At 59.6% G+C, this 14,370-nt stretch carries 11 protein-coding genes and 4 pseudogenes; 3 read left to right on the top strand and 12 right to left on the bottom strand.

Going from position 1 to position 14,370, the window contains the following annotated elements; translation table 11 throughout:
* Positions 1–3: 3 nt before the first annotated feature.
* The 4 genes from G9Q84_RS18730 to copC all read right to left on the bottom strand — a co-directional run bounded on the left by G9Q84_RS18730 (position 4) and on the right by copC (position 3,792).
* Entirely contained in the window at positions 4–822 is an 819-nt protein-coding gene (locus G9Q84_RS18730; protein ID WP_032889940.1) for an NAD-dependent epimerase/dehydratase family protein, read from the bottom strand.
* Between the two features lie 223 nt (positions 823–1,045).
* Positions 1,046–2,308 (bottom strand): OprD family porin, encoded by a 1,263-nt coding sequence (locus G9Q84_RS18725; protein ID WP_032889938.1) that lies wholly within the window; start codon positions 2,306–2,308, stop codon positions 1,046–1,048.
* Between the two features lie 257 nt (positions 2,309–2,565).
* Positions 2,566–3,423 (bottom strand): copper homeostasis membrane protein CopD, encoded by an 858-nt coding sequence (gene copD / locus G9Q84_RS18720; protein ID WP_181643851.1) that lies wholly within the window; start codon positions 3,421–3,423, stop codon positions 2,566–2,568.
* 3 nt (positions 3,424–3,426) lie between these two features.
* Complete coding sequence (gene copC / locus G9Q84_RS18715; RefSeq protein ID WP_032889934.1) at positions 3,427–3,792, bottom strand: copper homeostasis periplasmic binding protein CopC; 366 nt, start codon at positions 3,790–3,792, stop codon at positions 3,427–3,429.
* A 116-nt stretch (positions 3,793–3,908) separates the two neighbouring features.
* On the opposite strand from copC, the gene G9Q84_RS18710 reads away from it, so the two are divergent.
* Complete coding sequence (locus G9Q84_RS18710) at positions 3,909–4,529, top strand: TetR/AcrR family transcriptional regulator (protein WP_032889933.1); 621 nt, start codon at positions 3,909–3,911, stop codon at positions 4,527–4,529.
* 182 nt (positions 4,530–4,711) lie between these two features.
* Here G9Q84_RS18710 and preA read toward each other — a convergent pair whose 3' ends face one another.
* The 3 genes from preA to hydA form a co-directional block, all read right to left on the bottom strand.
* A complete protein-coding gene (gene preA, locus G9Q84_RS18705) occupies positions 4,712–5,986 on the bottom strand; it encodes an NAD-dependent dihydropyrimidine dehydrogenase subunit PreA (protein ID WP_032889931.1) in 1,275 nt (424 codons plus the stop codon).
* Complete coding sequence (locus G9Q84_RS18700) at positions 5,986–7,353, bottom strand: FAD-dependent oxidoreductase (protein ID WP_181643850.1); 1,368 nt, start codon at positions 7,351–7,353, stop codon at positions 5,986–5,988. Before G9Q84_RS18700 ends, preA begins: the two co-directional genes overlap by 1 nt.
* 156 nt (positions 7,354–7,509) lie before the next feature.
* On the bottom strand, positions 7,510–8,949 hold the full coding sequence (hydA, locus tag G9Q84_RS18695; RefSeq protein WP_181643849.1) for a dihydropyrimidinase: 1,440 nt from the start codon (positions 8,947–8,949) through the stop codon (positions 7,510–7,512).
* 590 nt (positions 8,950–9,539) lie between these two features.
* Here hydA and G9Q84_RS18690 point away from each other — a divergent pair.
* Both G9Q84_RS18690 and G9Q84_RS18685 read left to right on the top strand, forming a co-directional pair.
* Positions 9,540–11,021, top strand: coding sequence for an NCS1 family nucleobase:cation symporter-1 (locus G9Q84_RS18690; RefSeq protein ID WP_032889926.1), 1,482 nt, complete (start codon positions 9,540–9,542; stop codon positions 11,019–11,021).
* Positions 11,022–11,046: 25 nt separating this feature from the next.
* Positions 11,047–12,330, top strand: coding sequence for a Zn-dependent hydrolase (locus G9Q84_RS18685; protein ID WP_181643848.1), 1,284 nt, complete (start codon positions 11,047–11,049; stop codon positions 12,328–12,330).
* A gap of 140 nt (positions 12,331–12,470) precedes the next feature.
* Here the strand turns inward: G9Q84_RS18685 and G9Q84_RS29380 are convergent.
* The 5 genes and pseudogenes from G9Q84_RS29380 to G9Q84_RS18680 all read right to left on the bottom strand — a co-directional run.
* Positions 12,471–12,566: pseudogene (locus G9Q84_RS29380) on the bottom strand (REP-associated tyrosine transposase); the annotation flags it as partial.
* A 204-nt stretch (positions 12,567–12,770) separates the two neighbouring features.
* Positions 12,771–12,848, bottom strand: a pseudogene (locus tag G9Q84_RS29375) (REP-associated tyrosine transposase); the annotation flags it as partial.
* Positions 12,849–13,070: 222 nt separating this feature from the next.
* Positions 13,071–13,166 (bottom strand): annotated as a pseudogene (locus tag G9Q84_RS29370) (REP-associated tyrosine transposase); the annotation flags it as partial.
* Between the two features lie 204 nt (positions 13,167–13,370).
* Positions 13,371–13,448: pseudogene (locus G9Q84_RS29365) on the bottom strand (REP-associated tyrosine transposase); the annotation flags it as partial.
* Positions 13,449–13,670: 222 nt separating this feature from the next.
* A complete protein-coding gene (locus G9Q84_RS18680) occupies positions 13,671–14,129 on the bottom strand; it encodes an REP-associated tyrosine transposase (protein WP_181643880.1) in 459 nt (152 codons plus the stop codon).
* Positions 14,130–14,370 lie beyond the last annotated feature (241 nt).

The following is a 14,370-nucleotide window of genomic DNA, read 5'->3' as shown; positions in this document are numbered from 1 at the left end:
AACTCAGTCACCGAACGGTCCGGCTGCGCAGAATGCGCCACCCTGATAGACCTTGGCCGGGTCATCGGCTGCCACTGGCGGCTGGGCTTCGACCTGGGCGCGGAACACTTCGGACGTGTCCTTGGGCACAAAACCCAGGTGTGCGGCGTGGCGGTTGTCCCACCAGGTGTCGAGGTTATCCGACATGCCGTAGACCACGGTGTGGCCGACGTTCGGCGTGTACAACGCGCGTTCGAGCAGTTGAGTGAGGTCGTCGAAACTCAGCCAGGTATGCATCATCCGGCGGTTCTGCGGTTCCGGGAACGAGGAGCCGATACGGATGCTCACGGTCTCGATGCCGTAGCGGTCGAAGTAGAAGCTGGCCATGTCTTCGCCATAGGACTTGGACAGGCCGTAGTAGCTGTCGGGGCGGCGTGGGGAATGGGCGTCGATGGTTTCGGTCTGCTTGTAGAAGCCGATCACATGGTTAGAGCTGGCGAAGATCACGCGCTTCACGCCATGGCGGCGGGCGGCTTCGTAGATATGGAATGTGCCGCTGATATTGGCACCGAGGATTTCTTCAAACGGACGCTCCACCGAGACACCGCCAAAGTGCAGGATGGCGTCGACGCCTTCCACCAAGTGGTGCACGGCTTGTTTGTCGGCGAGGTCGCACGGTTGGACTTCCTCCGAGGCATCGGCAGCCGGGGCCATGGCGGCGATGTCGGACAGGCGCAGTACTTGGGCGTAAGGGCGCAGACGCTCGCGCAGGACTTTACCGAGGCCACCGGCGGCACCGGTGAGCAGCAGGCGGTTGAAGGGAGCGGGGGTGGTCGTGGTCATGGGGATTCCAAATTTTTGTTGTAGGTTGTCGTATGACTATGCCGAAGTATTGTTAGGGAGCCCCCAGGTTGTCAACGTTCTTGCGGACAGAGTGCGGAGCAAAATGCGGGAGAGGGCTTGCCCTCAATGAGGGCGTGCCAGTGAATGCATCTGCTACTGACCCACCGCCATCGGGAGCAAGCCCCCTCCCACAGGGGATTTTCTTGGGCTGGGAGACTGAGCTCTACAGCAGGGAGATTGGATAGCTGATAAAGATCCGGTTTTCGTCGAACTCGTTGGTGCTGAAATCCCGACGCATGGTCGAGTTCCGCCACTTAACGTTCAGGTTCTTCAACGCACCGCTCTGCACGGTGTAGGCCAGCTCCGACTCACGCCCCCACTCCTTGCCATCAGTGATCGCCCCGGTGTGCACGTTGCTGCCGCTGATGTAGCGGTTCATCAGGGTCAGCCCCGGTACGCCGAGCACCACGAAGTTGAAGTCATGTCGCACCTGCCAGGATTTTTCCTTGGCGTTGTCATAGCTGGCGTTGTAACTGTCGTTGGCCAGGGTGCCGCCGCTGGTGCCGTTGACGCGCATCCACACGCTGTCGCCGGTGAGTTTTTGCAGGCCCACATAGAAGGTGTTGCCGCCGTATTTGGCCGAGAGCAGGGCGAAGGTGGTCTTGTTGTCCAGGTCGCCGGCCAGGGCGCTGCCGTCTTCCTTGCCGCTGAAGAAACCGAGGTTGGCGCCCAACGTCCAGTCGCCTACCGGCTGGCTGTGGGTGAGGTTGACGTAGCGCTGCTGGTAAATGTCGCTCAGTTCGGCGTACCACAGGCCGACCTGGGTGCGCTTGTCATTGAAGCTGTATTCGCCGCCGCCGAAGTTGAACCGGTCGGAGGTGAATGCCGCTTTGCCGTTCATGAACATGTCTTCCATGCTCGCGTCGTTGCGCGGGCTGTTGCCACGGAACTGGCCGCCGTAAAGGGTCAGGCCGGCGATCTCGTTGGACGTCACCTGGCCGCCGCGAAAGGTCTGGGGCAGGGAGCGACCATCGTCGGAACGCAGGATCGGCAGCACCGGCATCCATTCGCCGACCTTCAGTTCGGTCTTCGACAGTCGGGTTTTCAGCGCCACACCCAGGCGTCCGAAGTTGTCGGCGGGGCGGCCGTCATCGTGGATTGGCAGCAATTGGGTACCGCCAGTGCCTTTGCCGCCATCCAGTTTCTGGGAATACAGGCCCAACACATCAAGGCCGAAACCCACCGTGCCCTGGGTGAAGCCCGACTTGGCATCGAGAATGAAACTCTGCGTCCACTCTTCGGCCTTGCCCTGGGCGTTTGCCGGGTTGGTGAAGTTGCGGTTGAAGTAGGCGTTGCGCAGGTTGAGCGTGGCTTTGGCGTCGTCGACAAAACCTTCGGCGTGGGTGATGAGGGGCAGGGTGAAGGCCAGGCCGCCGAGACCGATAAGGCCGATACACGACGAGGAATTACGGGCGAATTGACTCACAGTGACGCTCCCTTTGATTTGTTGTTTTTATTATTTGTTATACGTCGTCGTACAACATCAGGGCGGATATTTGCGGGGTTTTCTTGGAGTGTCAAGCAGAAGTTATACGATGACTAAGTAAAGGCGGGAACAGTCAATGTGGGAGGGGCGGTGCGACGATTCGACTTGCCCCTTATAGCAGTGGGTCAGCCACAGATGATGTCGCTGATACACCGCCATCGGAAGCCATGCGAATCGTCGCACCGCCCCTTCTATATTCAGTCCGCCAGGACCATCGGCGGCAAAGTGCCGAGGAGCGAAACAGCGGCTACTGCGCAAACACCCAGCAGCCACTCCACCATCACGCTGGCCTTCAAACTGCCCAGCTGCTGTTCGCAACGATCAAGGCGCAGCCGGTTCAGCAGTGCCAGGGCCAACATGCCCAACACCAGCATCACCTTGATCAACAGAATCAGGGCAAAACCACTGAACAACGGCGTGGGCCACAGTTGCCCGGTCAGTACGCGCACATTGATCAAGCCAGTCACCAGCAGGCCCGCGACCAGGCCATAGCCCACGCCACTGAAACGACGCAGGACAGGTGCCAGCTCATCACGGTTCGATTGCCTGAGGATCATAACCAGCAGCAATAACCCACCCAACCATGCACCGACGCACATCAGGTGCACCACCTGGTTGAGGATCAACAGCTGCCCGCTCAGCCCGTCGAGCATGGCGCCATGGCCGACCGGCGCGAGGGTCATCAGCAAGAGTGTGATCAGCGGCAGGCGCGGGGCCTTCCACGCGGTCATCAGGGCGATGGCCAGCAACCCATTCAACATCAGATGCCAGGTCCATACCTGGCCAAAAAAGGTCTTGCCCAGCACTAACTGCACGGTTGACGGTTCCAGCGCCGCCGCCCATGAGCCCGCCATGCTGACGGTGATCAACATTAACCAGATCACACCCGACGCGAGGGCAGTCCATGCCAGGCCACGGGTCAGGCGCAACAATTGTCGGTCCAGCACGGGCTGCGGTTTGGCGCCCAGGAGCCAGGGCCTGAACACACAGGCCCCGAACATCAGCAACACGACGATGAAATGCACAAAGCGGCACAGCACCAGCAGCGTCGCCATGGATTATTGGCCGACCTTGAAGCTGTATTCGCCGTTGCTCTTGTGGGTGTCGACCGAGACGGCATTCCACACCACCTTGTAGTTACCGGCCGCCAATGGCGCGGCCGGGGTGACTACGAGGGTTTTCTTGTCGGCGCCTTCGGTATCCAGGCCCTTGATGGCGATTTCGGTGCCGTCCTTGCTCAGGGACACCTTGGTGAAGGTGGCTTCGATGCCTTCGCTGAAGGTCAGACGCAGATCCTGGGGGGCCGTGACAGTGCTGTCTGCCGCAGGCGTGGCGCTTTTGAGATGAGCATGGGCAAATGCTGCGGAGGCACCCAGCAGGGAGGCGAGCAGGGCGACAGTGGTCAGGGTTTTCTTGATCAACATTGTGCAATACCCATCAATGGTTAGGAGCGGGCAGTGTACGAAGTTTCGACTGCGCCTGTCGCCCCGATCTAGAGCGGGTGGTAGTCTTTGGCGTATGTCTTTGTCAGGGAGCCCTTATGGGCAATCACAAGATCGGAATTCGTCGGATCAACGTCGAAAAAATCCTGCTGGCGGCGGAGAAAATCTTCGCCGAGAAAGGCTACGGCAGCACCGCCATGGCCGACATTGCTGAAGAAGCGCAACTGCCGCGCTCCAACCTGCATTACTACTTCACCACCAAAAGCGAACTGTACAGCGCCGTGCTGTTCGACCTGCTGGAGGTGTGGAAACAGGACGCCCTGAGCTTCGAAACCTTCGATGACCCGCGGGTGGTCCTCAGCAGTTACATCCGCGCCAAGATGCAGCGCTCACGCACGCGGCCCTATGGTTCGAAGGTCTGGGCCAACGAAATCATCCACGGCGCACCAACACTCGGTGAAGCGCTGGACGAGAGCCTGTACGACTGGGCCAAGATGAAGGAAGCGAAAATTCGCCAGTGGGTGGAAGACAAACGCATCCTGCCGGTGGAGCCGTCGAGCCTGCTGTATATGATCTGGGCATCGACCCAACACTATGCCGACTTTGACCACCAAGTGAAGATTTTGAATGATCACCAGCCGTTGTCGGATATGCAGTTCGAGAAGGCGATCCAGACGGTGACAGGTGTGATTTTGCGCGGGATTGGGTTGGAGCCTTGAGTGGGATGGGGGGCTGAGGGCCTCATCGGGAGCAAGTCGAATCGTCGCACCGCCCCTCCCACCTTTACTGCATTTTGTCTGAAAGAATGCAGACAACTGTGGGAGGGGGCTTTACTGCATTTTGTCTGAAAGAATGCAGACCATTGTGGGAGGGGGCTTGCCCCCGATAGCGGCCTACAGGCCTACACCGCCTCCCGGTAGGGATTCCTCGGATCCTGCGTCCAATTCAAAAACGGCTTGCCCGTGTCGATAGGCACCATCTCGATACAATCCGCCACTGGGCAGGTGATCTGGCACAGGTTGCAGCCCACGCACTCATCATCGATCACCTCGTACTTATGCGTGCCGTCCGCCTGCTTCAAGCTGGCGATGGCCTGGTGCGAGGTATCCTCACAGGCAATATGGCAACGCCCACAGCCAATGCACGCCTCTTGGTCGATCTTGGCGATCACCTGGTAGTTGATGTCCAGGTACTTCCAGTCCGTTGTATTGCCCACCGCCCGCCCGGAAAACTCTTGCAAGCTCGCGTAACCCTGGCTGTCCATCCACCGCGACAGCCCGTCCTTCATCTCCTCCACGATGCGAAAACCATGCAGCATCGCCGCCGTGCACACTTGCACCGCGCCGCAACCGAGGGCGACAAATTCTGCGGCGTCGCGCCAGTTGCCGATGCCGCCAATGCCGCAGATCGGCAGGCCTTTTGTCTGCGGGTCGCGGGCGATTTCCGCGACCATGTTCAAGGCAATCGGCTTGACCGCCGAGCCGCAATAACCGCCGTGGGTGCTTTGCGTACCGACGATGGGGAGGGCGACCATGCGATCCAGGTCCACGCTGGTGATGGAATTGATGGTGTTGATCAGCGACACCGCATCCGCACCGCCGCGATAGGCCGCCCGCGCCGCCACACGGATGTCGGTGATGTTCGGCGTGAGCTTGACGATCACCGGCAGCGAGCAATAGGTCTTGCACCAGCGCGTCACCTGCTCCACATACTCCGGCACCTGGCCCACCGCCGCGCCCATACCGCGCTCGGGCATGCCGTGGGGGCAGCCGAAGTTCAGCTCGATACCGTCGCAACCGGTGGCTTCCACCAGGGGCAGAATGTTTTTCCAGGACTCTTCAACACACGGCACCATCAGCGACACGATCAGCGCGCGGTCGGGCCAATCCTTTTTCACCTGGGTGATTTCCCGCAGGTTGATTTCCAGGGAACGGTCGGTGATCAGCTCGATGTTGTTGATGCCCAACACTTCACGGTTGGCGCCGAAGTGCGCCGAGTAACGTGACGACACGTTGACCGCTGCGGGGTCCTCACCCAGGGTCTTCCACACCACGCCGCCCCAGCCTGCTTCAAACGCACGCACCACGTTGTACGCCTTATCGGTGGGCGGCGCGGAGGCCAGCCAGAACGGGTTGGGAGCTTTGATACCGGCGAAGACAATCGAGAGATCGGCCATTACGCAGCCTCCACATTGAGCATGAGTTGGGCGTGCATGGCTTCGGCGGCCAGCTTACCGTGTTGCACTGCCTGTACGGTGAGGTCCTGGCCGAGGCTGACGCAGTCGCCGCCGGCGTAGACCCCAGGGATGCTGGTGCGTAGCTGTTCGTCGACGAAGATGCGCTCGCCCACGCGGTGCAGCTGTTGCGCCATGGGATCGTGCAATGCGTCGTTGTCGAAGCCTTGACCAATGGCCTTGAAGATTGCATCGGCAGCCAGTTCGAAGGTTTCCCCGGTGGGGAGCAGGCGGCCGTTTTCCACGCGGGTGCGGGCGAAGCGCATGCCGCGTACGTGGCCCTTGTCATCCAGCAGCACTTCTTCGGGCTGTGCCCAGGTTAACAGGCGCACCTGATTAGCCTTGGCGATGTCTTGTTCATGGTGAGTGGCGCCCATATCGGCAAGGCCACGGCGGTAGACGAGGTTCACATCGCGGGCGCCGAGGCGGGCCATCTGCACGGCCATGTCGATGGCGGTGTTGCCGGCGCCGAGCACGATGCAGCGGTCGGCCAGCGGCAGTTGAGTCAGGTCATCGGCCTGGCGCAGCTCGCGGATGTAATCGGTGGCGGCGAGCAGGCCGGGGGCGTCTTCGTGGGGCAGCCCCAGTTGTTTGCTGGCGGCGAGACCCAGGCCGAGGAATACCGAATCGAATTGTTGATGCAGTTCGCTCAAGGTCAGGTTGTCACCCAGGCACTGACCGTGGCGGATCTCGATGCCGCCGATTTGCAGGAGAAAATCCAACTCCTTCTGGGCAAAGTCGTCCACCAGTTTGTATTTGGCGATCCCGTATTCATTCAGGCCGCCGGCTTTTTCCTTGGCTTCGAAAATCACCACGTCGTGGCCATGCAGGGCTGCGCGATGGGCACAGGCCAGACCGGCTGGCCCGGCGCCCACCACGGCGATGCGCTTGCCGGTGGAAGCGGCGCGCTGGAAGGGGTGTTCGCTGAAGTGCGCATTGTCGATGGCGTAGCGTTGCAACAGGCCGATCAGCACGGGCGCGCATTCTTCGCTGTTGTTACGCACGCAGGCTTGTTGGCAGAGAATTTCGGTGGGGCAGACCCGGGCGCAGCTGCCGCCGAGGATATTGGCCGAGAGGATTTTCTGCGCTGCGCCCTGGACGTTGTCGGTGTGGATATTGCGAATGAACGACGGGATGTCGATTTCGCTGGGGCACGCGTTCACGCACGGGGCGTCGTAGCAATACAGGCAGCGCGAGGCTTCCAGTTGGGCCTGGCGGGCGTTGAGGGGCGGCGCCAGGTCGGTGAAATGGCTGGCGAGGGTGGCCCCGTCTTCATGGGGATGGGGGAGGTGGGTCAGGGTCTGGATCACGGTGTCGGCCTCACGGTTTTTTTGGATTGCCTCTAAGTGGGCATTTTTGTTGCCTGTACTGGCCTCATCGGGGGCAAGCCCCCTCCCACATTCGACCGAGTTGTATCTGAATGAATGCGGTCAAGCGTGGGAGGGGGCTTGCCCCCGATGGCGGTCTCAGCGCTTCACAGCAACCGGCCTTGAATGCTCGGCCCGCTTGCTCAACTGCTCAAACACCGACGGATACGCCGGCCGTTCCACATACCGCCCGGCCCCACGTTCGGCGCGCAGGTCGCCATCGGCCCAGACCAGTTTGCCCTGGCTGATGGTGTGGCTCGGCACGCCGCGCACGGTCTTGCCTTCGAAGATGTTGAAGTCGACCTTTTGATGGTGCGTCTTGGCGGAAATGGTCCGCGTGCCTTCGGGGTCCCACAGCACCAGGTCGGCATCCGCACCCACGCGGATCGCGCCTTTGCGTGGGTACAGGTTGAAGATCTTCGCGGTGTTGGTGGAGGTCAGCGCGACAAACTCCTGCATCGACAGGCGCCCGGTATTGACGCCTTCGTGCCACAGCAGCGCCATGCGGTCTTCGATACCGGCGGTGCCGTTGGGGATCTTGCTGAAATCGTCACGCCCGGCGGATTTTTGCTCGGCGCAGAAGCAGCAGTGGTCGGTGGCGGTGGTGTGCAGGTTGCCCGATTGCAGGCCATGCCACAGGGCTTCCTGGTGCCCGCGCGGGCGGAACGGCGGGCTCATCACATAGCCGGCGGCGGTTTGCCAGTCGGGGTGTTGGTAGACGCTGTCGTCCAGGAGCAAGTGGCCGGCGAGCACTTCGCCGTACACCGCCTGGCCCTTGCCACGGGCATAGGTGATTTCATCCAGCGCTTCTTTGGTGGACACGTGCACCAGGTACAGCGGCGTGCCGATCGTCTCGGCGATACGGATCGCACGGCTGGCCGCTTCACCTTCTACCTGGGACGGGCGCGACAGCGGGTGCGCCTCCGGCCCGGTGATGCCCTGGGCCATCAACTTGCGTTGCAGGTGATACACCAACTCGCCATTTTCGGCATGCACGGTGGGCACGGCGCCGAGTTCCAGGCAGCGCTCGAAGCTGGCGACCAGGGTGTCGTCGGCCGCCATGATTGCGTTCTTGTAGGCCATGAAGTGCTTGAAGCTGTTGATGCCGTGATGGCTGACCAGCTCGGCCATTTCCTCGCGCACCTGTTCGCTCCACCAGGTGATTGCCACGTGGAAGCCGTAGTCGGATGCCGATTTTTCGGCCCAGCCGCGCCATTGGTGAAACGCTTCCATCAAGGACTGCTGCGGGTTGGGGATCACAAAATCGATGATGGAGGTGGTGCCTCCGGCCAAGCCCGCTGCTGTACCACTGAAAAAGTCTTCACTGGCCACGGTGCCCATGAAAGGCAGTTGCATGTGGGTATGGGGGTCGATGCCGCCGGGCATCAAGTATTGGCCGCTGCCATCGAGTATTTCAGTGCCGGCGGGAATATCCAGATCCGTGCCAATGGCGCGAATTAGACCGCCTGCGCATAACACATCGGCGCGGTAACTTTCATCATGGGTAATAACGGTAGCGCCACGGATCAACAGCGACATGTCGAGTTCCTCACAGGCTTGACCGGCTTGTGCCAGTTCTAAGTGTTGTAATACTGCTGCCGATGGTCGGTTAATTCCTGTCATCGGTGACAGGAATAGAAACTAGCCCGAGTTTTTCGATTGAGCAAGAAGATTTTTAATAAGCTTATATCCATATTAAGTATCTGATTTATAAGGATTAAAAATTAAAATCACCAAAATGTAGCGGCCTCTCACCATTTTGACGCACTTGACAGGATCTCAATATGAGCAACATTTCTTATTGCAAATCAGACGGTTGAGATATGCCTCTTGACGGGGCTGGGAAATAAAAATAATTGTGTTGCACCAGATTGAGTCCTGACAGTTCGGGCAACTTCTACGTTATTCGGCCTGAGTCACGTGGCAAGTACCGCAGGTTCAATCGGAAAGCTGATTAACATCAGTCAGTTATATGAGCGGTAAGGGTGTGGTGGCGGTTTTCGGCACGGTTATTGAGTGCAGAAACGGCTGGCCGGGCCCGTGATGTCATGTTGTTTACGAGGTACTCCGGCCACCTGCACTCACCACGCAGGTGAGCAAAAATAATTCGAAAAAACCGTGGAGCGGCCATGCAACAGAACAGATCGCAAGTCATAGAACGCAACGGCCTGTACGAACTCGACGCCGGCCCCGACGTCCTCGACAGCCCTCGCTATAACCACGACATGGCACCGACCAAGGTGCATGAACGAACCTGGAACAAATGGCACATCACCGCGCTGTGGGTCGGCATGTCGATCTGCGTGCCCACCTACACGCTGGGTGGGGTGCTGACCGCTTACTTCGGGTTGTCGGTGGGCGAGGCGCTGATGGCGATTTTGCTCGCCAATATCGTGGTGCTGATTCCGCTGACCCTCAACGCCTTCCCCGGCACCAAGTACGGCATTCCGTTCCCGGTGTTGCTGCGTTCGTCTTTCGGGATCCTCGGTTCCAACGTGCCGTGCCTCATCCGCGCGCTGGTGGCGTGCGGCTGGTTTGGTATCCAGACGATGTTTGGCGGACTGGCGATTCACCTGTTCCTGGGGTCGATTTTCGAGGGGTGGAAGTCCCTAGGCGGCACCGGTGAAGTGATCGGCTTCATGATTTTCTGGTGTCTGAATTTGTGGGTCGTATTGCGTGGCGCCGAGTCGATCAAGCGCCTGGAAACCCTGTCGGCGCCGTTGCTGGTAGCTGTGGGCATTGGCCTGCTGGTGTGGGCGATGCCGAATGTATCTATCAGCGAGTTGATGGCTATTCCTCCCAAGCGCCCTGAAGGGGCGAGCCTCACCGGTTATTTCATGGCCGGCCTTACCGCGATGGTGGGCTTCTGGGCCACCTTGTCGCTGAATATTCCCGATTTCAGCCGCTACGCCAAAAGCCAGAAGGACCAGATCCTCGGGCAGATTTTCGGCCTGCCGCTGACCATGTTTCTGTTCGCCGCCCTCGGCGTGATCATGACCGCCGCGTCAGTGAAGCTGGTAGGCGTCAGCGTGTCCGATCCGGTGACCCTGATCGGTCATATCCAGAGCCCGGTGTGGGTGGCCGTGGCCATGGCGCTGATCATCGTCGCGACCTTGTCCACCAACACTGCCGCGAACATCGTCTCGCCCACCAACGACTTCCAGAACATCGCGCCCAAGCTGATCAACCGCACCACGGCGGTGATCCTCACCGGCCTGGTCGGGCTGGTATTGATGGGCCATGAACTGCTGAAAAAACTCGGGCTGATCGTCTCGGATGTGAGTCTGGAAACCGTGTATTCCAACTGGTTGCTGGGTTACTCAAGTTTGCTGGGCCCGATCGCCGGGATCATGGTGGTGGACTACTTCATCACCCGCAAACAGCAACTGGACTTGGCCGGCTTATACCGCGACGACGTATACCCGGCGTGGAACTGGAGCGGCTTTATCGCCTTTGGCGTGCCGGTGGTGTTGACGTTGCTGTCGTTGGGCAGTGATGCGTTCAGCTGGTTCTACAGCTACGGCTGGTTTACCGGTTCGGCGTTGGGCGGGTTGTTGTATTACGGCCTGAATGCCAGGCGCGGAATCAGCCCGGTCGTTGTCAATTCATAAGAAATACAAGCCTGAGGAGATCCCCATGAACGCTGCCCTTGACGTTCTGCAATCGACCCACCAGCACATCAACCGCGACCGCTTATGGCAGTCGCTGATGGACCTGGCCAAACTCGGTGCCACCCCCAAGGGCGGCGTGTGCCGCCTGGCCCTCACCGACCTCGACCGCAAGGCCCGCGACCTGTTTGTGCAGTGGTGCGAAGACGCCGGTTGCACCGTGACCGTCGACGGCATTGGCAATATTTTCGCGCGCCGTCCCGGTCGTAATCCCAGCTTGCCGCCCGTGATGACCGGCAGCCATATCGACACTCAGCCCACGGGCGGCAAGTTTGATGGCTGCTTTGGTGTATTAGCCGGGGTGGAAGTGCTGCGCACCCTGAACGATCTGAATATCGAAACGGAAGCGCCGCTGGAAGTGGTGGTGTGGACCAACGAAGAAGGCTCGCGCTTTCCGCCCTGCATGATGGGCTCCGGAGTGTTTGCCGAAAAATTCACCCTGGCGGAGACGCTGGCCAAAGTCGATGCGGATGGCGTGAGCGTGGGTGATGCGTTGAATGCGATTGGCTACGCGGGAACCCGTCCTGAGAGTGGGCACAAGGTCGGTGCGTATTTCGAAGCGCATATCGAACAAGGGCCGATTCTTGAGGATGAGAAGAAGACCATCGGCGTGGTACTCGGCGCCCTCGGACAAAAGTGGTTCGACCTGAAGCTGCGCGGCGTTGAAGCGCATGCGGGGCCGACGCCGATGCATCTGCGCAAGGACGCCCTGGTAGGCGCGGCGGCAGTGGTGGCGGCGGTGAATGCGGCGGCGTTGGGGCATCAGCCCCATGCTTGCGGGACCGTGGGTTGCCTGCAGGCGTATCCCGGCTCACGCAACGTCATTCCTGGCGAAGTGCGCATGACCCTGGACTTCCGTCACTTGGAACCGGCGCGCTTGGATTCGATGATTGCCGAGGTGCGCAAGGTCATTGATGACACCTGCGCCAAGCATGGCTTGAGTTTTGAAATGGAACCCACGGCCGACTTCCCGCCGCTGTACTTCGACAAAGGCTGCGTTGACGCCGTGCGCGATGCGGCGAATGGGCTGGGCTTGTCGAACATGGACATCGTCAGCGGGGCAGGTCACGACGCGATCTTCGTCGCCGAGTTGGGGCCGGCGGGGATGATCTTTGTACCGTGTGAGGGGGGGATCAGCCATAACGAGATCGAGAATGCCGCCCCGGATGATCTGGCGGCAGGGTGTGCGGTATTGCTGCGCGCCATGGTGGCTGCTTCAGCAGCCATCGCCAGCGGCAAACTCGCGGCCTGAAATGCCGGTAAAAAATGTGGGAGGGGGCTTGCTCCCGATAGCGGTGTATCAGTTACAGATAATCTGACTGACCTACCGCAATCGGGAGCAAGCCCCCTCCCACATTTGAACGGTGTTGTTTCAGCTAATGTTGCCAGACGTTAGACCCAGATGGCATCCCACAATGGGTAGTCGCCAATCCGCTCCACCAGGCCCGCTCGCAATGGATTGGCCACCACCTATCGGGCCATTTTTACGGTATTGCTGCGCGCGATGGTGGCTGCGTCGGCAGCCATCGCCAGCGGCAAACTCGCCGCCTGAAATGCCGGTAAAAAATGTAGGAGGGGGCTTGCTCCCGATAGCGGTGTATCAGTTACAGATAAGCTGACTGACTTACCGCAATCGGGAGCAAGCCCCCTCCCACATTTGAACGGTGTTGTTTCAACTAGTGTTGCCAGACGTTAGACCCAGATGGCATCCCACAGCGGGTAGTCGCCAATCCGCTCCACCAGGCCCGCTCGCAATGGATTGGCCACCACCTATCGGGCCATTTTCTCGGTATTGCTGCGCGCCATGGTGGCTGCATCGGCAGCCATCGCCAGCGGCAAACTCGCCGCCTGAAATGCCGGTAAAAAATGTGGGAGGGGGCTTGCTCCCGATAGCGGTGTATCAGTTACAGATGAACTGACTGACTTACCGCATTCGGGAGCAAGCCCCCTCCCACATTTGAACGGTGTTGTTTCAGCTAGTGTTGCCAGACGTTAAACCCAGATGGCATCCCACAGTGGGTAGTCGCCAATCCGCTCCACCAGGCCCGCTCGCAATGGATTGGCCACCACCTATCGGGCCATTTTTACGGTATTGCTGCGCGCGATGGTGGCTGCATCGGCAGCCATCGCCAGCGGCAAACGGGCCGCCTGAAATGCGGGTAAAAAATGTGGGAGGGGGCTTGCTCCCGATAGCGGTGTATCAGTTTCAGATGAACTGACTGACTTACCGCAATCGGGAGCAAGCCCCCTCCCACATTTGAACGGTGTTGTTTCAGCTAATGTTGCCGGACGTTAGACCCAGATGGCATCCCACAGTGGGTAGTCGCCAATCCGCTCCACCAAGCCCGCTCGCAATGGATTAGCCAGCACCTATCGGGCCATTTTCATGGTGTTGTTGCGTGCCATGGTGGCTGCATCAGCAGCCATCGCCAGCGGCAAACTCGCGGCCTGAAATGCGGGTAAAAAATGTGGGAGGGGGCTTGCTCCCGATAGCGGTGTATCAGTTGCAGATGAACTGACTGACTTACCGCAATCGGGAGCAAGCCCCCTCCCACATTTGAACGGTGTTGTTTCAGGTAATGTTGCCGGACGTTAGACCCAGATGGCATCCCACAGTGGGTAGTCGCCAATCCGCTCCACCAGGCCCGCTCGCAATGGATTAGCCACCACATATCGGGCCATTTTCACCAAGTCATCTTCCTTGCGCAGTGCGCGGTCATGAAAGCTTTCTTGCCAAAGCCGTCCCTTGCGACCGCTCAGGGCATTGACGGTCCTGGTGCTTTTTGACTTCACCTGGCACATCAAGTCCGCCAGCGAGCCTTTTTTCAGTTCAAGCAGCCAGTGGAAATGGTCCGGCATGATCACCCATGCCAGGGAATTGGCCAGCCCTTGGTACTGAGCCAGCCGAAATTGCCAGACCACTAAGCGAGCGAGATGGAAGTTGTTGAATATCGGTATGCGTTCGTGGGTGTTGGTGGTGATGAGGTAAATGCGGTTGGGTTCGCTGAAGCGGCCGATGCGCAGGCGGTGTGAAGCGGGTAAATCTGCCATTCCCTGGCCCTCTCTAGATGTGCTTAGAGAGGCTAGATTGGAGAGCAAGAGGTTGATGGGCAGGCTTTTGGCAGGATGTGTCGGGAAGGTCGCCATCGGGGGCAAGCCCCCTCCCACATTGGCTCAGCGGCGCTCATACATTATGTGTCTGACGCAGGACAAGTGTGGGAGGGGGCTCTGCGGTGCTTATATATTATGTGTCTGACGCAGAATCAGTGTGGGAGGGGGCTTGCCCCCGATG

Source organism: Pseudomonas sivasensis, assembly GCF_013778505.1.
GTDB classification, from domain to species: domain Bacteria; phylum Pseudomonadota; class Gammaproteobacteria; order Pseudomonadales; family Pseudomonadaceae; genus Aquipseudomonas; species Aquipseudomonas sivasensis.
The sequence above is the reverse complement of the archived record's forward strand: the minus strand, read 5'-3'. Positions and strand labels throughout refer to the sequence as shown.